Here is a 20,123-nt window from a genome sequence, read left to right on the forward strand (position 1 = left end):
GAAGAAAGTTCGGCCGCGTTACTCGTACTCGATGGTCGCGGGCGGCTTGTGCGTCACGTCGTACACGACGCGGCTCACGTCCTCGACAGTTCCCGTGATGCGGCTCTGGAGGCGCTGAAGCGTCTCCCAGTCGAGTTCCTGAGCGCGCGCGGTCATGCCGTCCCGGCTTTCGACGGAGCGGACGGCGACGACGTGGCCGTGCACGCGGTTGTCGCCCTTCACGCCGGTCGCCTTCCCAAGCACGGCGGCGAACGCCTGCCACGGCTCGTACTCCTCGAGTTCGTCCTCGACGATGTGCGTCGCCTCGCGGGCGACCCGCACCTTCTCCCGCGTGACTTCGCCGACGACGCGCACGGCGAGTCCGGGGCCGGGGAACGGCATCCGTTCCGAGATGACTTCTTCGAGGCCGAGTTCGCGCGCGACGGAGCGCACCTCGTCCTTGTAGAGGTCGCGCAGCGGTTCGACGATTCCCTCGAAGTCCACGGCGTCGGGCAGGCCGCCGACGTTGTGGTGGCTCTTGATGTTCCCCTCGCTCTCGATGCGGTCCGGATAGATAGTGCCCTGCACGAGGTAGTCTGCGTCCGTCTCCCGTGCGACGGTCTCGAACTCCCGGATGAACTGCTCGCCGATGACCTTCCGCTTCTCTTCGGGGTCCGTCACGCCCTCGAGCGCGCCGAGGAAGCGGTCAGCGGCGTCCACGATACGGAGGCTGTCCATGTACCCGAACACCTCCCTGATTTCCTCGGTCTCGCCCTTCCGCATCAGGCCGGTGTCGACGTACACGGGCACGAGCTGCTCGCCGACGGCCTCGTACGCGAGCGCCGCCGCCGTCGAGGAGTCCACGCCGCCGGAGAGCGCGATGATGGCGGTGTCGTCGCCGAGTTCCGCCGCGATTTCGGCTTTCGCGTCCGGGATGAACTCGTCTACGTCCACCATCAGGCGGTCACCTCCGTCTCCGCGAGCACCGACTGTAGTAGCCCGACGAACGGCGGGCTGGCGCGGCCGGGGCGACTGCGGAACTCGGGGTGGAACTGCGTCCCGAGGAAGTACGGGTGCGAGTCGAGTTCGACTATCTCCATGCGGTTACCCGCGTGCCCGCTGAACGTCAAGCCGTCGCTCGTGAGGTCGTCGATGTACTCCGGGTTCACCTCGTAGCGGTGGCGGTGGCGTTCCGTGCAGCTGGTGTCGCCGTACACCTCGTGGGCGAGCGTCCCCGGTTCGATTTCGGTGTCGTGCGCGCCGAGGCGCATCGTGCCGCCGAGGTCCTCCATGTCGTACTGCTCGGGCAGCAGGTCGATGACCGGGTACGGCGTGTCCTCCTCGATTTCGGCGGAGTGCGCGCCCTCCAGTCCGAGGACGTTCCGCGCGTACTCCACGACCGCGAGCTGGAAGCCGAGACAGAGCCCGAGGAAGGGCACGTCGTGCTCGCGGGCGTACCGCACTGCTTCGAGTTTCCCTTCGATTCCGCGGCTCCCGAACCCGCCGGGGACCACGATGCCGTCGGCGGATTCGAGGCGTTCGCGGTGCTCGTCGTTCATCTTCTCCGAGTCCACCCACCTGACGTTCACGTCCACGCGCTCGTGCAGGCCGGCGTGCTTGAGAGACTCGTGAATCGAGATGTAGGCGTCCTCCAGCGCGTACTTCCCGACGAGCGCGATGTCGACCTCGCCCTCGGTGTCGCGCGTGACGAGGTCGCGCCACTCGGTCGAACGCTCGCTCGCGGGGAGCGCGCGGTCGTCGATGGCGAGTTCGCTCATCACGTACTCGTCCAATCCTTCCCCCTCCAGCACGAGCGGGACGTGGTAGATGTCGTCCACGTCCGGGTTCGAGAACACGGCGTCGGTCGGTACGTCGCAGAACAGCGCGATCTTCTCCTTCACGCTCTCCTCCAGCCGCTCGGGGTTCCGTCCGACGAGAATGTCGGGCTGGAGGCCGATGCTCCGCAGTTCCTTCACGGAGTGCTGGGTCGGCTTCGTCTTCTGCTCGCCGTTCTTCGAGTCCGGGACGAGCGTGACGTGCGCGAACAGGATGTCCTCCTCCTCTTGCTCGTGACTGAACTGGCGGAGCGCTTCGAGGTACGGCATCCCCTCGATGTCCCCAACAGTTCCGCCGATTTCGACGAGACACACGTCACTCCCCTCCGCGGCCTCGCGGATGCGGCGCTTGATGTCGTCGGTCACGTGCGGAATCACCTGCACGGTCTTCCCGAGGTAGTCGCCGGCGCGCTCGCGCTCGATGACCTCCTGGTACACCTTCCCCGTGGTGACGTTGTGGTCGGAGGTCATGTCGGCGTCGAGGAAGCGCTCGTAGTTCCCCAGGTCGAGGTCGACCTCGCCGCCGTCCTTGAGAACATAGACCTCCCCGTGCTGGTAGGGGTTCATCGTTCCGGCGTCGACGTTCAGGTAGGGGTCCACCTTGACGGCGGTCACGTCGAAACCGGCGTTCGAGAGAAGTCGCCCGAGGCTCGCGGCCGTGATACCCTTCCCCAGCCCGGACATCACGCCCCCGGTAACGAACACGAACTTGTCGCCCAGTGATGGGTCGTATCCGGTCTCCGTCGGCATACTGTCTGTCCGCAATCCCAGTTCTAAACCGTTTCGGAGACCGTCTGAGTGGTGCGTGTTGACAGCCTACTCAGCGTCGCGCGGGATTCCCTGGAGGGTGTCGGAGCGGTCGTAGATGACGAACTGACCGGCGGACTCCGTGCGCTTCGCGATGGCGACGACGCGCGCGACGTACGTTCCGAGCAGGACGATAGGCGCGAGCGACGTGACGTGCACGCCGACGACCAGCCAGTGCGAGTTCGGGAGCTGTTCGATGTGCAGGAGGACGAACGACATCACGAGAATCGCGGGGAACGCGACGAGGAAGAGGTCCCGGGAGAGGTTCGCGAACTCCCTGCGGAAGTAGAGCGTCTTGAAGTACTCCCGGGTGGTCGCGAGGTACTGCAGGAGGTCGAGCATATCGCCGATGGTTTCCTCGACGGACTCGGGGAGGTCGCCGTCGCCCTCCGCCCGCAGCCGCTGGAGGTCGTTCACCTGCCGCTCGTAGTCGTACGCAAGCGTCGCCAACACCACGTCGATCGGTCCGGACGCCTCGTCCAGCTCCGCGTTCAGTTCGCCGGTCGCGTGCCCGAGGTCGTCGAGGTAGGCGTCAAAGTCTTCCCGGAACTTGAGGTCCGTCGCGGGGATGCGTTCTTCGAGGTACTGCGCGCGCTCCACGATGTCGCCCGTGAGCACGCGCAGGAACGCCGACGGCTCGCCCGGCACGTGGTCGAACTCCGTCACCTCCTCCAGTCGGTGGCGGAACTGGGAGACCGAGTGGATGCGGCCGAACTGCTGGCCGAGCGGGTTCTGCTCGCCCGAGACGAACAGGCTGTTCACGGAGACGACGATGGAGACGAGGAGGAAGTTCCCGCTCAACAGCGTCGTCACCAGCGGCACCACGGTCTCGTGTCGCGAGAGCGTCTGCCCGAGGCCGCCGGTCAGGAGGTGGGCGACCGGTCCGAACAGGACGAACAGCAGACAGACGGCGATGGTTGTGACGGACAGGCGGTTCCCCCGGTACACCACCCACTCCGTCGCACGCGTCGCGAGAGACCCCATCACTCGGGGCTGGGAGCGCCCCCCGGTTAGTGGTTCGGGCCAACACGTCCGTCGCCGGAACGCGGAGTGTTTTGTGTCGCCCGGACGATGTGTCAGTGATGTCAGAGAACACAATGCGCGCGGTACAGGTCCCGGACGCCGGCGGCGACTTCGAGGTCGTCGAGCGCGGTATCCCGGAGCCGGACGCCGACGAGGTCCGGATTGCCGTCGACGCCTGCGGCGTTTGTCACAGCGACGAAATCACCAAAGACGGCCTCCGACCCGGCATCGAGTATCCCCGGATTCCCGGCCACGAGGTCGTCGGCCGTATCGACGCGGTCGGCGACGACGTGACTGAGTGGCGCGAGGGCGACCGCGTCGGCGTCGGCTGGCACGGCGGCCACTGCTTCACGTGCGAGGCGTGCCGCCGCGGCGACTTCATCAACTGCGAGAACGCCGACGTGACCGGACTCGATTTCGACGGCGGGTACGCCGAGTACACCACCGCGCCCCGCGAAGCGCTCGCCGCCGTCCCCGACGCCCTCGACGCGACGGACGCCGCACCCCTCCTCTGCGCCGGAATCACGACGTACAACGCCCTCCGGAACAGCGACGCGCGCCCCGGCGACCTCGTCGCCGTGCAGGGCGTCGGCGGGCTCGGCCACCTCGGCATCCAGTACGCTCGCGAAGCCGGGTACGAGGTCGTCGCGCTCTCCCGAGGCACCGCGAAGGAGGAGAAAGCGCTCGACCTCGGCGCGGACCACTACGTCGACACCGAGAGCGAGGACCCCGCGGCCGCGCTCCAGGAACTCGGCGGCGCGCGCGTCGTGCTCGCCACCGCGCCCTCGGCGGACGCCATCGAGTCCGTCGTCGGCGGTCTCGGCATCGACGGCGAAGTTCTCACCGTCGGCATCCCGCCGGAGCCAGTCGGCGTCAACACCGGCCTCCTCGTCGGTACGCGTGGCTCGGTCTCCGGATGGGCGTCCGGCACCGCCCGCGACTCCCAGGACACCTTGGAGTTCAGCGCGCTCCGCGACGTGACCCCCGAAATAGAGACGTTCGACCTCGCGGACGCCGGCGACGCCTACGAGCGTATGCTGGAGAGCGAGGTGCGGTTCCGTGCCGTCCTCACGCCCTGACGTTCGCCAGGAGGAACGTCCCAACGGTGTCCGCGACCTGGTCGGTCTTCCCGACGAAGAAGTGGTCGGCGGAGAGTTCCACCACCGCCATTCCGTTCTCGCGGGCGCGCTCGACGACTGGCCGCCAGTCCGCCGTGGTGTCTCGCGCGCCGTACACGACCTGCGTCGGACACTCGATATCGTCGAGGGCGCCCGCCGCGTTCAGCCCGGATTCGACTTCTGCGGTCGGCGCGAGCAGGCTCGCCGCGAACAGGTCGACTTCGGTGGTCGCGGCGGCGAGCGCGGCTATCGCGCCGCCGAAACTGAACCCGAACACACCGACAGAGCCGTACTCGTTGACGGCCCAGCGGAGGGCGTTCCGGGCGTCCTCGCGCTCGCCCCGTCCCTCGTCCCACGGCCCGTAGTCGAACCGGAGGCACGCGACGCCGCGCTCGGTGAGGTAGTCGCTGACGGCGGTGAGGCGGGTGTCGCCGCGGTGGCCGCGGTGCTGGGGGTGGGGCGGGCACGCGACCACGCACGCGTCGGCCGCCCGCGGGCCGTCGAGCGTGGCTTCGACGCGCCGTGCACCCGGAACGAACACGGTTTCTCCCATGCGTGTCGACGCGAACGCCGGGGGTTTAGCGGTGGCGCTCGCCGGGGAGGATTTTAACCCTGGCGGACGAACACGGGGGCATGGGACTGCTCTCGCGACTCTCGTACGCGATCCGGTCGAAGCTGAACGCGCTCGTCGGGCGGACGGAGAACCCGCAGCAGGCGCTCGACTACTCCTACGAGCGGATGCAGGACGAACGGCAGAACGTCCGGGAGAGCCTCGCGGACCTCACCGCGCAGAAGAAACGCCTCGAAGCCCAGCGCTCGCGGCTGAACGAGAACGTGGAGAAGCACGCGAGTCAGGCGGAGGAGGCGATGCGGCAGGACCGCGAGGACCTGGCGCGCCGGGCGCTGGAGAAGAAGCAGGCGAAGGTCCAGCAGATGAAGGAACTGGACGAACAGATAGCGGAACTGGAGCGCACGCAGTCGGATGTCGAGGAGAAGAAAGAACAGCTCGAGCAGCGCATCGAGGAGTTCCGGACGAAGAAGGAGACGATGAAGGCGCGCCACGAGGCCGCGGAGGCCCAGAGCCGGGTGAACGAGGCGCTCACGGGCGCCGGTGGCGAGATGGGTGAGGTGAACCGGGCGGTCGAGCGCGCGACCGAGCGCACGGAGGAGATGGAGGCGCGCGCCGCCGCGCTCGACGAACTCGAGGACCGGGGCGCGCTCGAAGCGACGACGGGCGAGGACGAGATAACGACCGAACTCCGCGCGGAGCGCGGCGAGGACGAAGTCGAGGCCGAACTGGAGACGCTGCGCGAGGAGGTTCAGGGCGAACGCGACGTGAGCGAGGCCGCGGAGGCCGCGGAGTCGGAGGTCTCCGAGGACGAGGTGGAGGCGGAACTCGAATCGCTGCGCGAAGAGGAGTCCTGAGCGAGCGCGCGAACCGCGCTCTCGTTCGTCCCCGACACCACCGTCACGCGGTCGTCCTCGGCGCCGATGGCGGTGTAGAACCGCGGCGTCGTGTCCGTCGCGGGAACGACGAGCAGTCCGTCTTTTTCGGTCGCGTTCCGCGAGTCGAGCATGTCGCGCCACGCGTCGGCGAACGCGGTCGCTTCGCTCTCGTTCTGCCACGCGCTCCGCCAGTGCACGGCGTCCGCGTCGGCGTAGTACGTCATGCGGTCGTTCCGCCAGCCGAACGCGGCGCTCGCCGCGTCCGCCTTCGACACGCCGTTCGCGCGTAGCGCGAGCCGAATCCCGAGTTCGCCGACGGTGTCGTATCGAACCGGCGTCAGACTGTTCGTGCGCGGCGGGTCGGCGAGCGCGGGCGTCGTGTCGTTCACGCCGGGGTGGAGGAGCGCGCGCGTCGTGTTCGGGGGCGCGCTGAGGACGGCGTTCCGTTCCATGGTGGTGTCGGCCTGCTCGCTCACGTACTCGTAGCCGTAATGGTAGTAGGCGGACGAGAACGCGGCCTGCCAGCGCTCGCGCGTCACGTCCTCGTGGTCGATGACCGGCCGCGGCGCGTTCGGGAGGTAGCGGTTCCGGTAGCGGAGCGCGGTGCGCTGTGCGTCGCCCTCGACGACGCCGCGCACGGCGAGCGTGCGGTCGGTGTCGAGCAGGCCGGACGTTCCCGCTCGAATCGCGGTGAAGTCGTGCTGGTACTGGAGCGCGTGCGTGAGTTCGTGCGCGAACACCACCTCCTGCGGGTAGACGGACACGTTCTCGCGGAGGACGATACGGGGGCCGGCGTACGTCACGCCGAGCGTGCTCCCCGACCGCACGGTCGCGTTCGTCTTGAGGCCGAGCGCGACTGCGCCCGCCGGCCTGATGCCGAGCGCGCGGTCCGGGAGGTCGCGTTCGCCGCTCGACCCCATCGTCATCTCGCTGACGCGAATCGTGCCGGTGGCGTTCAGGCCGCGGAGGCGTTCGACGCGGTCCAGGACGCGCGGCCCGTCGTAGGAGAGGGTTGCACCGTCGTACGCGAGCGGGCCGTCCGGCGGCGCGTCGTTGACGCTCGTCGAGCCGTCCGTCGTCGTCGCGCTCGTGGTCGGAGCCGTGTCGGCTGTGGGGGCTGAACAGCCCGCGACGAGGAGGAGAAGGACGGCGAGGAGGGCGCGAGCCTGCATGGGGGAAGCGTCCGCACGCCGTCACATAAGGCCGTCGCCCCTTTGATGCTGGGCGTCGAACCACTCGACATGAGCGACTCGGGCGGCGAGCCCCCGGACGAGGAGCGGCCGAGCGACACGATGCGCGAGCGCGTCCCCGAGAGCAGCTGGAAGTTCTGGCTGCTCCTGGACGCCCCTCGCTGGGCGCTCGCCGCCGGTATCTCGGGCGTCGTCTTCCTCGTGCTCGTCGCCCTCGGACACCTCCACCCGCTCGGCACGCCGAACCTCCTCACGGACGCCGACCCGATAGAAACCCTGTTCCAGGGCCTCCTCGGCTCCATCATCACGGGCGTCACGCTCGTGCTCACGCTCAGCCAGCTCGTGCTCAGCCAGGAACTCGGTGCGGTCGGCGACCAGCGCGACCGCATGGAGGGCGCAATCGACTTCCGCGAGGACGTGGCCGAACTGCTCGACGAACCCGTCAGTCCCGCGATGCCGTCGGCGTTCCTCCGCGCGCTCGTCTCCCTCACCGAGGACCGCGTCGACGCGCTCGAAGCCGCCGTCGAGGACATCGAGGACGACGCCCTCACCGACGCCGTCGACGAGTACGCGGACAACCTCCGCGGGAACGCGAAGGCCGTGGAGGACCAGCTCGACGGCGCGCAGTTCGGCGAGTTCGACGTGGTGTGGGCGGCACTGAACTACAATTACTCCTGGAAGATTTACGCCGCGAAGAAGCTCCGCGCCGAGTACAGTGAGACCCTCACGGAGGAGGCGGAGACGGCGTTCGACGACCTCGTGGAGTCCCTCGAACTGTTCGGTCCGGCCCGCGAGCACTTCAAGACGCTCTACTTCCAGTGGGAGCTGGTGAACCTCTCCCGGACGCTCATCTACGCCGCCGTCCCCGCGCTCACCACCGCCATCGCCACCCTCCTCTACCTCGAACCGCAGCTGTTTCCCGGACCAATCGGCGGCATCGAGCCGCTGATTCTCGTCGTCGCCGCCGCGGTCACCGTCTCCGTCGCGCCGTTCGCCATCCTGCTGGCGTACATCCTCCGCATCATCACGGTCACGAAGCGCACGCTCTCCATCGGTCCGTTCATCCTCCGGGAGACCGAGCGCTCCCGCGACCTCGACTAGCTCGCCGCGAGTCGCGCGCCGAGCACCGTCGCGATAACGGCGAACGCGGCGAGCGCGAGGAACAGCGCGAACGGCGTGGCGTACGCGAGGAGGCCGCCCGCGACCGCCGCGCCGAGCGCGCCGACGCCGAACACGCCGAGGTACGTGAATCCGTACGAGATTCCCCTGGTCTCGGGCGGCGAGTACTCCGCGACGAGCGCCTGATACATCGGCTGGACGACGAACAGGAAGAAGCCGAGCACCGCGCTCACCGCCAGGAGCGGGAGCGCGCCGATACTCGCGAGCGGCATGAACGCGACGGCGAGCACCGCGAGCACGCCGAACGCGATGGCGATGCCGCGCTCGGGCGGCATCATGTCGGTGAGCCGGCCGCCCGCGTACTGGCCGAGCACGCCGACGGCGAGCAGGCCGGAGTAGACGTAGCGCGCGGGGTCGCTGATGCCCGAATCGGCCGCGAACGCCTGGACGAAGTCGAGGTCGGAGAGCAGTTCGGGGAGGAACGTGAGGACGCCGCGGTAGTAGAGACCGCTCATCATCACGATACCGAACACGAGCACGAACGCGCCCGCGAACAGCGTCTTCGAGGTGTCGAGGAACGCGCTCCACGACGCGGGCGGGCCGCTCGCCTTCCCGCCGGCCTCGTGCGCGGACTCGTCCACGGAGACGAGGAGCACGAGGCCCGCGGCGAGAATGGCGGGGACGCCGAGGAAGACGACGACGGTCCGCCAGTCGAACGCGAGCAGGAGGAGGCTGGTCGCGAGCGGGCCGGCGGCGATGCCGACGTTCCCGGCGATGCCGTGGAACGCGAGGCCGCGGCCGCGCTCGGTGACGCCCGTGCTGATGAGGGAGAGGCCGGCGGGGTGGTAGACGCTCGCCGCGACGCCCCAGCAGACGAGCGCGAGCGCGATGACGAGCACGCTCGGCGCGACGCTCAGGACGAGGAAGGACGCGCCCATTCCCGCGACGCACGCGGCGATGAGCGGTTTCGACCCGACGTGGTCGGCGAGCACGCCCGCGGGGAGCGCGCCCAACCCGAACAAGCCCATCCCGACCGTCACCACGAGGCCGAGTTCCGCGGTCGTCGTGGAGAACTCGGTGAGCCAGATGGTGACGAGGATGGGGATGGAGAGCTCGTACGTGTGGACCAGGGCGTGCGCGAGCATCGCGACGCCGACGATGGCCCGGTCGTTCCGGTTCACGAACGGGGGAACACGGAGAACCGGGTTAAGTCTCGGGTTTCCGGTAGAACATCGGTCAGTCGGCGGCGAGCGTAACCGGAGCGAGGAGTCGATGTGTCTCCACGAGAACGGCGACGCTGACGACGATGACGACGGCCTCGACTGGCGTGGCGAGCAGGCCGAGCGAGACGATGAGTGTCGTCGCGCACGCGGGCGGATGAACGGCATCGACGGCGAACATCCCCCACGCCGTGAGCACCACTGAGAGGGTGCCGCTCGCCGCGAGTTGCGCGCCGGTGACGGAGAACGCCGCGAACGACGCGGTGACGGTCGCGCCGTCCCCGAACGCGAGGTAGGAGAGGAGACCGGCCGCCGCGCCGACGGCGTGCGCGCCGACGACCGTGCGACGGGTGCGGTCGATTCGGTCGCCGAACGCCAGTACGAACGCGGACGGCCCCAGACTCGGGAACACGAACGGCGTGCCGGCCGCCCAGGCGATGACGCCGAGCACGGCGAACAGCCCGCCAGCGTGTAGTCCGGCGACGAGTCGCTGTCGGTTCACACGCCGTGTGCGGTCGGCGTCCCCAAAAGCCCTCCTCACTCGCGGCCACCACGAACTAAGCCGTCCCGGCGCAGGTATCGGTATGCGGCTCTACCAGACGCCGAAGAACTACGTCGCGCAGGTCGTGCTCGAACGCGACATCCCGCTGCTCACGCGGGCGATGCGGTCGTGGCTCGTCTCGCTCCACGCGGACTTCTTCGCGGACGCCTCGGAGACCGACGGCGAGGCGCGGCGCGCGCACCTCGACGCGCTGTTCGACGCGACCATCGACGCCTACCTCCGCGCGCTCGACGAGGGCTACCCGGAGGCTGAAGCCCGCGAGATAACGCACGTGATGGCCGCCTGGGACTTCCAGAACCAGGGCTGGGGCGAACTCCTCGAATTCCCGCCCGACGAACGCCAGGCGTACTACGAGAAATACCGCGAGTTCTTCGACGCGCACGACGCCAACCCCGAAAATCCGCTCGGCGAGTTCGCGCCGCCCACGGGCTTGCCGTACGCGCCGCCGACGCCCGACCGCCTCGACGGCGAGTACCCGTTCGCCGAACCCGGACTGGTGGACGACATCTACGTCCACGCGCCCGACGACGAGGTCCACCTCGGCTGCGGGTCGAGCTAGGCGAGGAAGGTGACCGCGCGGCGCTTCTGCTCCTCTTCGAGTTCGAGGTGTTCGCGGAACGACGACAGCGCCACGCCGTCCTGCTCGCGCTCCTGGCGGTCCCGAACGCTCACCGTCCCCGCGTCCTCCTCGTTCCCGCCGACGACGAGCATGTATGGGACGTTGTCGTCGTGCGCCTGCTGGATCTTCCGCCCGACCGTCCACGAGCGGTCCTCGACCTCGACGCGGAAGTCGCCGAGTTCGCTCGCGACCTCGCGGGCGTACGGGATGTTGTCGTCCGTGACCGGGAGGACGCGCACCTGCTCGGGCGCGAGCCAGAGCGGGAACTGGCCCTTGAAGTGCTCGATGAGCACGCCCATGAACCGCTCGAAGCTCCCGAGGAGCGCGCGGTGAATCATCACGGGGTGGTGTTCCTCGTTGTCCTCGCCGATGTACGTCAGGTCGAGGTTCCGCGGGATGTTGAAGTCCACCTGCACCGTCCCGATGGTCCACTCCCGGCCGAGCGCGTCACGCGCGTCGATGCCGATTTTCGGACCGTAGAACGCCGCTTCACCCTCCTCCACGTCGTAGTCGAGATCCTCTTCGCGGAGCGCGTCGACGAGCGCGTCCGTCGCCTGCTCCCAGATGTCTTCGCTCCCCATCGCGTCCTCGCCCCGCGTCTCTAGCTTGTAGAGGACTTCGAGGCCGAAGTGGCCGTAGATCTCTTCGATGGCCTGGAGGATGTCGAGGATTTCGCCCTGAATCTGGTCGGGCCGGACGAACGCGTGCCCGTCGTCCTGCGTGAACCCGCGCACTCGCAGGAGCCCGGAGAGTTCGCCCGACTGCTCGTTCCGGTAGTCGTTCCCGAACTCCGAAAACCGCACGGGGAGGTCGCGGTAGGAGTGCGTGGACTCCGAGTAGATGTGGGCGTGGTTCGCGCAGTTCATCGGCTTCAGGCCGTACTCGGTGCCGTCCTGCTCCCACGCGAACATCTCACCGTTCTCCGTGAACGTGTCGTAGTGCCCGGTCGGCTTCCAGAGGTCGGTCTTGTTCAGTTCGGGCGTGCGGACCTCGTCGAACCCGAGGTCGTCGTTCTTCTCGCGCACGTAGTCCTCCAGTTGGCGGCGAATCGCCATCCCGTTCGGGTGGTAGTGCGGACAGCCCGGACTGTGCTCGGGGACGCTGAAGAGATCCATCTCGCGGCCGATTTTCCGGTGGTCGCGCTCCTTCGCCTCCTCGCGCATCTCCAGGAAGTCCTCCAGTTCGGACTCGCTGGGGAACGCGGTGCCGTGGACGCGCGTCAGCGTCTCCTTCTCCTCGTCGCCCCGCCAGTACGCGGCGGAGACACTGAGGAGCGTGAACCCGCCGATTTCGCCCGTCGAGTCGACGTGCGGGCCCTGACAGAGGTCGCGCCAGTCGTCCTGCTCGTAGAACGACACGGGGTCCTCGTCCGCGGCTTCCGTCTCCAGAATCTCGCGCTTGAACTCGTTGTCCTCGAAGAACTCGAACGCCTCCTCCCGCGGAACCTCGACGCGCTCGATGGGGTAGTCCGCCTCCACGATGTCCGCCATCTCGTCCTCGATGTCGTCGAGGTCGGACTCCTCCAGGTCGACGTTCGCCACGTCGTAGTAGAACCCTTCGTCCGTCGACGGGCCGATGGTGAGTTTCGCCTCTGGGTACACTCGCTGGAGCGCCTGCGCGAACACGTGCGCCGCGGAGTGGCGGAGCACGTCGAGGTACTCCTCCGAGGAGTCCGTGACGATTTCGATGCGGCAGTCCTCGAAGAGCGGTTCTTCCTTCGCGACGAGGTCGCCGTCCACGACGCCGGCGACGGTGTCCCGGCCGAGGCCTTCGCCGATTCGGTACGCGATATCCTCGACCGTCTCCCCCGCCTCCGCGCTGAGTTCGGAGCCGTCGGGGAGCGTGACCGTGAGTTCGCTCATGGGGCGAATACGGCCAACAGCCCACATAAGCGTGACGTGATGCCCTTACTCGACGGGGCGCGCGCCCGTCCCCGACCGCTCGACGGCGTCGAGGTCGACGTAGCCGCCGGGGAGCGGGACGCCCTCGTAGGGGTCGTCCGCGAGGAGGAGCGAGCCGTCGAGGTCCGCGTAGTCCAGCAGGGGCGCGAGGTGGCAGGCCGCGGCGATGGCGGCGTTCGTCTCCACCATACAGCCGAGCATGACTTCGAGGCCGTGCGCGCGAGCCGCGTGAACCATCCGCTTCGCCTCCCGGAGGCCGCCGCACTTCATCAGCTTGATGTTCGCGATGTCGGCACGCCCCGCGAGTTCGGGTACGTCCGCGAGCGTGACGCAGGACTCGTCCGCCGCGATGGGGAGCGCGCTGCGCTCGTACACGAACCCCAGGCCCTCGGTGTTCTCCGCGGGCACCGGCTGTTCGACGAACTCAACGCCGTACTCGGCGAGCCACTCGGTGTTCCGCACGGCCTCGCGGGGCGTCCACGCCTCGTTCGCGTCCACACGGATAGTCGCGTCCGGCGCGGCCTCGCGCACGATTTCGACGATTTCCTCGTCCCGCGGCGTGCCGAGCTTCACCTTCAGCGTCCCGTAGCCCGCCGCGACGGCCTCCCGGGTCTTCTCGCGCATCGTCTCGGTGTCGTCCAGTCCGATGGTGAACGACGAGGTGACCGACTGCTCGGGATCGAGCCCCCAGTACCGATACAGGGGGAGGCCAGCGCGCTTCGCCGCGAGGTCGTGGAGCGCGATGCTCACCGCGCACCGCGCCGCCGGATTCCCCGACACCGCCTCCCGAAGCCCCGTCTCGATGCGGGCGAGCGCGTGCGGGTCGCCGACTTCCTCCACGACCGCGAGGAGGTCGGGGAGGACGGCTTCGACGGTGTCCGCGGTCTCGCCGTAGTGCGCGGACGGCGCCGCCGCCCCAACGCCCGTGTTCCCCTCCGCGTCCGTGACGCGAACGACGACGTTCTCCGCGGTCGCCGTGGTACCGCGAGCGATGGTGAACGCGTGTTCGAGCGGGAGGCTCACCCGGTCGAACTCCGCCGAGAGCGTCATAGGACGTCCTCCAGCACCTCCTCCATGCCGAAGCGGACCGGGTCCGTTGCGGGCACGTCGATGGTGTCGGCGTACGATTCGACCGCGTCCCGCGCCGCGTCGTCATCGTCGAGTTCGCGGGTGTTCAGCGCGCCGGCGACGACCTCCGTCTCGTGGACGGGCGCGGAGAGCGACTCGTAGAGCGAGACGTACTCGGGGAGCGGCGGCAGGTCCTGGTCGTAGCCGTGAACGGAGTCGCGGCCGTGCTCGTGGCAGAGCACGAGCTTGTCCGCCATCGACCCGTGGAGGATGCCGCACGTGACCGCGGAGTACGCGGGGTGGACGATGCTCCCCTGACCCTCCACGAACACCACGTCGTGGTCGTCGCCGACCTCCAGAATCATCTCCTCCACCGCGCCCGCGGTGAAGTCCGACACTACACGGTCGATGGGGTTCCCCCAGCCCGCGATCATGATGCCGGTCTGGCCGGTCGGGACGAACGCCGCGTCGTACCCCGCGTCCTCCGCGGCCGCGACGAGTTCGAGCGTCGTCGTCATCTTCCCCACCGAGCAGTCCGTTCCCACCGTCAGCACGACCTCCGCGCTCACCTCGTCCGCGACGCCGTCCGCGACGGTGAGGTCGGGCGACGGCTTGCGGACGTCCCAGAGTTCGCCGCCGTGCTCGGCAGCGAGGTCCGCGAACTCGTCGTCCTCCGCGAGGAAGTAGTGGAGTCCCGAAACCACTTCGAGGCCGCGTTCGAGTGCGTTCCGGACGTCCGGCCGCCAGGACTCGTCGAACCCCCCGCCGATGGGCGCGATGCCGATGAGCAGGCCGTCGACCTCTCCCTCGACGTCGCTCATCGACGCGACGATGGGCGCGTCCGGCACGCCCGCCAGAACGTCGTTCACGCGCTTGCCCGCGTTGTCGCGGTCGACGACGGCGACGACCTCGTGGCCGCCGTACCGCAGAACGCCGACCGCGGTCTTCGCGCGGTCGGGGAACTTCTCGTGTGCGAGGAGTGCGATACGCATACCCGCCACATGGACATCACCCGTCCTAAATCAACCGGAGGCGAACGGTCCAGAAATCACGGAACGCCTCGGAGAGCGCGTCCTCGGGGTCGCCGGTCGCGTCCGACGGCGCGGTTACGTCCGCGTCGGACGCGAACTCGGGAAGGAGCGTGCGTTCGCCAACGACGTAGAGGGTGTCTGTGTCCAGCGCTTCGATGGCGTCCTCGCACTTCTCGAGGTGCTCGGCGACCTGTTCGTCGCGCCGGCGCTCGAATCGGCCTTGACTGAACCCGCCCTTCGAGTGCTTGCCCTTCACGTCGCTCTCGAACCCCTCGAACCCGGTGCGTTCGCGGCCGTCGTACGTGCCGAGAGCGAACAGGTCCGCGCGCACGATCGCGAGCGCGAACTCGCCCGTCGGCTCGAACCACTCGCGTTCGACGCGGAAGCTGTCGCTCCACGCGTCGAACTCGTCCGGTGCGACCGGCGGGCGGAGCGTCGCGCTCACCACGCCGTCGGCGTCCCGGACGGCGAGACAGGGACTCCCGTGTTCCACGAGCGCCGCGCGCTCGCCGAACGCGTCGCTCACGCTCTCGGGAACGCGGCCGTCGACCATCGCCGTCAGCGCGCCATCCCCGGGCGCGTGCACGGTTTCGAGCCTGGTGAGGAGGCGGTCGAGGCGCTCCCCGAACACGTCGGCCGTCCCGCGAATGTCGAGTTCCTCGTCGACGGTCTCCGCGCGCTCTGCGCGGTCCCGGAGCTCCTCGATGCGGTCCTCGAGCCTGTTGACCGCCTCCTCGGCCTCCTGTTTCGCCGCGACCGCGTCCCGCCGCCGCTCGCTCTCGGCGTCGAGCTGCGCCTGCAGGCTCTCCACCTCGTCTTCGAGGTCCGCGATGCGGTCTTTCAGGCGTGCGCGCCCGAGGAGTCTGTCCAGCATTGCCCGGACGGGCGCCCGCTGGCCGGAAAAACGTAGCGAATAGGGCGAACAGACAGCCCCCGCGGTGGGGCGCGCGGTGGGCTGCCGGTTTCGCGGGCCGCGCGCCCGCCGTTTTCACGTCACGCTCCCGGTTGGCCCCGGCTTCCTACTTAAACTGCGCCTGTGCGGACGAGACGTTCGGCGTGGTCCGCTTTCGCGAGCAGGACCTCCCGGAGTGCGGGCGGGTTGTCGACGGAGAGGCGTTCGAGGAGGTCGCGGGGCACGGCGAGCGTGTCCGCGGGCACGTCGTTGCTCCCGTGGACGCGGAGGTGTGCGGTGTCGAGTTTCATCACGAGCGGGTAGTCGGTTCGCTCCACGCCCTCGCCGGACGCGTAGAGTTGCTCGTTCACGCGTTCGTGCTGGCTCCGCTGCATGGCCGCGCAGTCGCCGTCGTGCGGCTCCACCACGAGCCGACCGAGGTAGTAGCCGTTCGAAAACACCTCGAACATACATGTTACCGTTTACCACGGTAGTAGTTAAGTGCGTCGCCGAAGGCTTTTATCGAACGACTACGCGACCGTTCACGGGCCGAAAACGGTTCGAACGAACGTTCGGGTTTTTAGGCTGGGCCGCCGTACGCACGAGTGATGAATCGTGGCGTCGCGCTCCTCGTCTCCGTGGCCGCGCTCGCGGCCGTCGTCGCCGCCGGCGGCGCGGCCGGCTTCGCCCCCGCCGCCGACAACGCCACGGCGAACAACACGACCGCGAACACGAGCTACGGCGCGAGCGTCTCCGCGTTCATGTCCTCGAACGCCGCGGACGCGAGCGGCACCGTCGACCAGGGCGTCTGGGCGGCGTCCGTGAACCGCTCCGAGAACGCGACCACCGAGGTGACCCGACGCGTCGACACGCTCCAGGACCGCCTCGACCGTCTCCAGGAACGCAGACAGGACCTCCGCGCCGCCCGCCAGAACGGCTCGCTCTCCCCGCTCTCGTTCCGCACGCAGATGGCCGAACTCTCCGCGCGATACCAGCAGCTCGCCGCGTCCGCGAACGACACCGCGGCCGTCGCTCGCACGCACAACACGACGCCGCCCGGCCTCCAGCGCCTCGTCGAGAACGCGTCCGCCGCCGCGGCCGCGACCCGCGGGCCGCCCGGCGACATCCCCGGCCGCGGCACCGACGCACCCCGCGGCCCGCCCGGGAACACCACCCACGGCCCGCCGGACAACCCCACGACCGGCCCACCAGAGAACACCACGCAGGGCCCACCAGAGAACACCACGCGGGGCCCGCCGGACGACACGACGACGCGCGGGGGCGAGAACGCCGGGAACGGCGGAGGGTCGGACACGACCACGCGTGACTCCGGGAACGCGAGCGACGGTGCGACGACCACGCGGCGCGGAACCCGCGACGGGAACGGCGACGGGAACGACCGACCCGCGGCGTTCGACCCCGTGGTTCGCGGGGAGTCACCCTTTTGAACGCGAGTCCCTAACCCTCGCGCGGTAATGGACTCCGGGGCGCTCCTCGACCTGCTGGGTAACGCCAACCGCCGCCGCATCCTGCGGCTGCTCGCGCAGAAGCCGTGCTACGTCACGGAGATAAGCGAGTACATCGGCGTCAGCCCGAAGGCCGTCATCGACCACCTTCGCCGGCTCGAAGACGCAGGTCTGGTGGAGAGCCACACCGACGACCGCCGCCGGAAGTACTTCCACATCGCGCGCAACCTCCGCCTCGAAGTGAGCGTCAGCCCCTACCAGTTCGGCGCGAAGAGCGCGTACCCCGCGAGCACCACGCTCGACCTGGGGCGATGCACGCACCTCAGCATCGACCTCGAAATCGAGGAGGACTCGGCGATAGACGGCCTCGCCGCGGAACTCCGCGACCTCCGCGAGTTGGAGCGCGAACTCTCGATGGCCCAGCGCTGGGTGCAGGGCCGCCTCGCGGACGTGCAGTCGGATATCTCGGACGCCGCCAGCGAGGACGAAGACCACCTCGTTCCGGACGTGCTCGCGGAAATCGTCGACGAGCCACTCGACGTGCGGGCGCTCGCGGACCGCGTGAACGCGCCGCCGTCGGTGGTGGAGAGCACGCTCGTCCGCCTCCGCGAGCGCGGCATCGTGGAGGAGGTCGGCGACGGCTGGCGCATCGCGGAGTAGAATCCTTTTAGTCCGCGCCACCGATGGTTTCGGGTATGCACACTGGGGACCGCGTTCGCGTCGACCGCGCGGGCGAGGAGACGGAGGGCGTCGTCCTCCCCTCCTCGTCGCCGGAGACGCTCGTCCTGAAACTCGATAGCGGCTACAACATCGGCATCGCCCGCGAGGACGCCACGGTCGAGGTCGTGGAGTCCGACGTGTACGAACTGGAGCGCGAGGAGGGCGAGGCCGGCAGCGTCTCCGAGGTCGATTTCGACGACGACCTTCCCACGATTTCGCTCATCAGCACGGGCGGCACCATCGCATCCACCGTGGACTACCGGACGGGCGCCGTGACGGCCCAGTTCGACGCCGAAGACGTGCTCCGCGCCGTCCCCGACCTCGCCGGCCGCGCGAACTACCGCGGGCGCGTCGTCGCGAACATCCTCTCCGAGAACATGGAGCCGTCCATCTGGCAGGACCTCGCCCGGGCGGTCCACGACGAAATCGAGGCCGGCGCGGACGGCGTCGTCGTGATGCACGGCACGGACACGATGCAGTTCTCCGCGTCGGCGCTCGCGTTCATGCTCGACACGCCCGTGCCCGTCGTCTTCACGGGCAGCCAGCGCTCCGCCGACCGGCCGTCCTCGGACAACGTGATGAACGCCGTCTGTTCGGTGGAGGCCGCGAAGGCCGACGCCGCCGAGGTGATGGTGTGCATGCACGCCTCCGAGAGCGACGACCGGTGCGCGCTCCACCGCGGCACGAGAGTGAGAAAGAACCACACGAGCCGCCGCGACGCCTTCGAGACAGTCGGCGCTGACCCGCTCGGCTACGTCGACTACGAGACCGAGGCCGTCGACTTCAACCGCGAGACGGCGGAGCGCGGCGGCGTCGACCTCGACATCGCGCCCGCCATCGAGGAGGACGTGGAACTCGTGAAGTTCACGCCGAACATGGACCCGGGCTTCCTCGACCTCTGCGAGGACAAGGCGGGCGTCGTCATCGAGGGTACTGGTCTCGGACACGTTCACTCCGACCTCGTCGACCGCATCGACGACCTGACGAGCGACGGCACCGCGGTCGTGATGACGAGTCAGTGCGTCGAGGGCCGCGTCTGCGACCGCGTGTACGACACCGGCCGCGACCTCCTCGACGCCGGCGTCATCGAGGGCGAGGACGCCCTTCCCGGCACGGCGAAAGTCAAGCTGATGTGGGTGCTCGCGAACGCGAGCGAGGAGAGCGTCGACGAGGCGTTCCGCAGGCCCGTCGCCGGCGAACTCACGGAGCGTTCGACGCCATGGCAGTAGAGATTCGGCAGGCTCGCCGCGACGACTCCGACGCCGTCGCGGCGTTCACGCAGGACACGTGGAGCGACCGCCGCGAGAGCGGCGACTACCTCCCGCGCGTCTTCGAGGACTGGGTCGAGTCGGACGACGACACTCAGCGCACGTTCGTCGCGGATGTCGACGGCACCGCCGCCGGCGTCCTCCAGGTCGTCCGCCTGAGCGAGCACGAGGCGTGGGCGCAGGGGATGCGCGTCGACCCCGCGCACCGCGGGAAATCCCTCGGCACGCGGCTGACGCACGCGGGCTTCGACTGGGCGCGCGAGCGCGGCGCGACCGTCGCCCGCAACATGGTGTTCTCGTGGAACGTCATGGGCCTCGGCCTCTCCAGGGCCGCCGGCTTCGAACCCGAGACCGAGTTCCGCTGGGTCCACCCGACGCCGGACGCCGACGCGAGCCACGACTACACCGAGACCGGGGACGTGCACACCGCGTGGCGCGCCCTCCAGTCCAGCCGCGCGTTCGACGAACTCGCCGGACTCGGCCTCGACCTGAACGAGGCCTGGGCGCTCAGCGAACTGACGAAAGACACGCTCCGCGACGCCCCTCGAACCATCGCGCTCACCGACGGCGACGGCGCACGCGCGGCCGCCTACCGCGTCCGCGACTACGACCGCGAGAACGAGGGCGGCGACTCCGTCACCTGGGCGGACTACGGCGTCGGCGTCTGGCACGACACGGACGCCTGCGACGCGCTCCTCACGGCAATCAGCCGCGACGCCGCCGAGAACGACATCGACCAGGTTCGCGTGCTGATTCCCGAGGCTGTCGACTTCGTTAGCGACGCGGCCGCCGCACGCGTCGACATCGGCGACGAACCCGACTTCGTCACCGCCGCCGACCTCACCGCAGACTACTGATT

The 20,123-nt window shown here is 69.1% G+C and carries 20 protein-coding genes; 8 read left to right on the forward strand and 12 right to left on the reverse strand.

Annotated features, from left to right (window positions below; all coding sequences use genetic code 11):
- Positions 1-18: 18 nt before the first annotated feature.
- The 3 genes from guaA to U3A55_RS02845 all read right to left on the reverse strand — a co-directional run bounded on the left by guaA (position 19) and on the right by U3A55_RS02845 (position 3,605).
- Positions 19-936 (reverse strand): glutamine-hydrolyzing GMP synthase, encoded by a 918-nt coding sequence (guaA, locus tag U3A55_RS02835; RefSeq protein WP_330990011.1) that lies wholly within the window; start codon positions 934-936, stop codon positions 19-21.
- Positions 936-2,564: a CTP synthase gene (locus U3A55_RS02840; RefSeq protein ID WP_330990012.1), complete on the reverse strand. Its 1,629-nt coding sequence runs from the start codon at positions 2,562-2,564 to the stop codon at positions 936-938. The genes guaA and U3A55_RS02840 overlap by 1 nt, the downstream gene beginning before the upstream one ends.
- 66 nt (positions 2,565-2,630) lie before the next feature.
- Positions 2,631-3,605 (reverse strand): hypothetical protein, encoded by a 975-nt coding sequence (locus U3A55_RS02845; protein WP_330990013.1) that lies wholly within the window; start codon positions 3,603-3,605, stop codon positions 2,631-2,633.
- 113 nt (positions 3,606-3,718) lie between these two features.
- Here U3A55_RS02845 and U3A55_RS02850 point away from each other — a divergent pair, with 113 nt between their 5' ends.
- The gene (locus U3A55_RS02850) at positions 3,719-4,723 is read left to right on the forward strand and encodes an alcohol dehydrogenase (protein WP_330990058.1); all 1,005 of its coding nucleotides are present in this window, start codon (positions 3,719-3,721) and stop codon (positions 4,721-4,723) included.
- Here the strand turns inward: U3A55_RS02850 and U3A55_RS02855 are convergent.
- Positions 4,713-5,315, reverse strand: coding sequence for an alpha/beta hydrolase (locus U3A55_RS02855; RefSeq protein ID WP_330990014.1), 603 nt, complete (start codon positions 5,313-5,315; stop codon positions 4,713-4,715). The two genes, U3A55_RS02850 and U3A55_RS02855, sit on opposite strands and share 11 nt — an antisense overlap.
- An 80-nt stretch (positions 5,316-5,395) precedes the next feature.
- On the opposite strand from U3A55_RS02855, the gene U3A55_RS02860 reads away from it, so the two are divergent.
- Positions 5,396-6,187 carry a PspA/IM30 family protein gene (locus U3A55_RS02860; RefSeq protein ID WP_330990015.1) on the forward strand — a complete coding sequence of 264 codons (792 nt, stop codon included), beginning with the start codon at positions 5,396-5,398 and terminating at the stop codon, positions 6,185-6,187.
- Here the strand turns inward: U3A55_RS02860 and U3A55_RS02865 are convergent.
- Positions 6,082-7,380 (reverse strand): hypothetical protein, encoded by a 1,299-nt coding sequence (locus U3A55_RS02865; RefSeq protein WP_330990016.1) that lies wholly within the window; start codon positions 7,378-7,380, stop codon positions 6,082-6,084. The two genes, U3A55_RS02860 and U3A55_RS02865, sit on opposite strands and share 106 nt — an antisense overlap.
- 69 nt (positions 7,381-7,449) lie before the next feature.
- Here U3A55_RS02865 and U3A55_RS02870 point away from each other — a divergent pair, with 69 nt between their 5' ends.
- Positions 7,450-8,499, forward strand: coding sequence for a hypothetical protein (locus U3A55_RS02870; protein WP_330990017.1), 1,050 nt, complete (start codon positions 7,450-7,452; stop codon positions 8,497-8,499).
- On the opposite strand, the gene U3A55_RS02875 is transcribed toward U3A55_RS02870, so the two are convergent.
- Together U3A55_RS02875 and U3A55_RS02880 are read right to left on the reverse strand one after the other, a co-directional pair.
- Positions 8,496-9,698 carry an MFS transporter gene (locus U3A55_RS02875; protein ID WP_330990018.1) on the reverse strand — a complete coding sequence of 401 codons (1,203 nt, stop codon included), beginning with the start codon at positions 9,696-9,698 and terminating at the stop codon, positions 8,496-8,498. The genes U3A55_RS02870 and U3A55_RS02875 overlap by 4 nt on opposite strands.
- A 55-nt stretch (positions 9,699-9,753) precedes the next feature.
- Positions 9,754-10,239 carry an HPP family protein gene (locus U3A55_RS02880; protein WP_330990019.1) on the reverse strand — a complete coding sequence of 162 codons (486 nt, stop codon included), beginning with the start codon at positions 10,237-10,239 and terminating at the stop codon, positions 9,754-9,756.
- Between the two features lie 82 nt (positions 10,240-10,321).
- On the opposite strand from U3A55_RS02880, the gene U3A55_RS02885 reads away from it, so the two are divergent.
- Positions 10,322-10,858, forward strand: a complete 537-nt coding sequence (locus U3A55_RS02885) for a DUF6149 family protein (protein WP_330990020.1) — start codon at positions 10,322-10,324, stop codon at positions 10,856-10,858.
- Here the strand turns inward: U3A55_RS02885 and thrS are convergent.
- The 5 genes from thrS to U3A55_RS02910 all read right to left on the reverse strand — a co-directional run bounded on the left by thrS (position 10,855) and on the right by U3A55_RS02910 (position 16,280).
- Positions 10,855-12,780, reverse strand: coding sequence for a threonine--tRNA ligase (gene thrS / locus U3A55_RS02890; protein WP_330990021.1), 1,926 nt, complete (start codon positions 12,778-12,780; stop codon positions 10,855-10,857). The two genes, U3A55_RS02885 and thrS, sit on opposite strands and share 4 nt — an antisense overlap.
- Positions 12,781-12,825: 45 nt before the next feature.
- Positions 12,826-13,869, reverse strand: a complete 1,044-nt coding sequence (locus U3A55_RS02895) for a dipeptide epimerase (protein ID WP_330990022.1) — start codon at positions 13,867-13,869, stop codon at positions 12,826-12,828.
- Positions 13,866-14,879: a DUF1611 domain-containing protein gene (locus tag U3A55_RS02900; protein ID WP_330990023.1), complete on the reverse strand. Its 1,014-nt coding sequence runs from the start codon at positions 14,877-14,879 to the stop codon at positions 13,866-13,868. Before U3A55_RS02900 ends, U3A55_RS02895 begins: the two co-directional genes overlap by 4 nt.
- Positions 14,880-14,904: 25 nt before the next feature.
- Entirely contained in the window at positions 14,905-15,792 is an 888-nt protein-coding gene (locus U3A55_RS02905; RefSeq protein WP_330990024.1) for a Vms1/Ankzf1 family peptidyl-tRNA hydrolase, read from the reverse strand.
- Positions 15,793-15,941: 149 nt separating this feature from the next.
- A complete protein-coding gene (locus tag U3A55_RS02910) occupies positions 15,942-16,280 on the reverse strand; it encodes a DUF5802 family protein (protein ID WP_330990025.1) in 339 nt (112 codons plus the stop codon).
- Positions 16,281-16,418: 138 nt separating this feature from the next.
- On the opposite strand from U3A55_RS02910, the gene U3A55_RS02915 reads away from it, so the two are divergent.
- Genes U3A55_RS02915 through U3A55_RS02930 form a run of 4 tightly spaced genes read left to right on the forward strand, consistent with a single transcriptional unit; the run spans position 16,419 to position 20,121 of the window.
- Positions 16,419-17,258 carry a hypothetical protein gene (locus U3A55_RS02915; RefSeq protein ID WP_330990026.1) on the forward strand — a complete coding sequence of 280 codons (840 nt, stop codon included), beginning with the start codon at positions 16,419-16,421 and terminating at the stop codon, positions 17,256-17,258.
- Between the two features lie 27 nt (positions 17,259-17,285).
- Positions 17,286-17,936, forward strand: a complete 651-nt coding sequence (locus U3A55_RS02920) for an ArsR/SmtB family transcription factor (RefSeq protein ID WP_330990027.1) — start codon at positions 17,286-17,288, stop codon at positions 17,934-17,936.
- 35 nt (positions 17,937-17,971) lie between these two features.
- Positions 17,972-19,225: a Glu-tRNA(Gln) amidotransferase subunit GatD gene (gene gatD, locus U3A55_RS02925; protein ID WP_330990028.1), complete on the forward strand. Its 1,254-nt coding sequence runs from the start codon at positions 17,972-17,974 to the stop codon at positions 19,223-19,225.
- Positions 19,216-20,121, forward strand: a complete 906-nt coding sequence (locus tag U3A55_RS02930; RefSeq protein ID WP_330990029.1) for a GNAT family N-acetyltransferase — start codon at positions 19,216-19,218, stop codon at positions 20,119-20,121. Before gatD ends, U3A55_RS02930 begins: the two co-directional genes overlap by 10 nt.
- The last annotated feature ends 2 nt before the right edge of the window (positions 20,122-20,123 follow it).

The sequence above is a fragment of the Salarchaeum sp. III genome (genome assembly GCF_036418315.1).
Taxonomy (GTDB): domain Archaea; phylum Halobacteriota; class Halobacteria; order Halobacteriales; family Halobacteriaceae; genus Salarchaeum.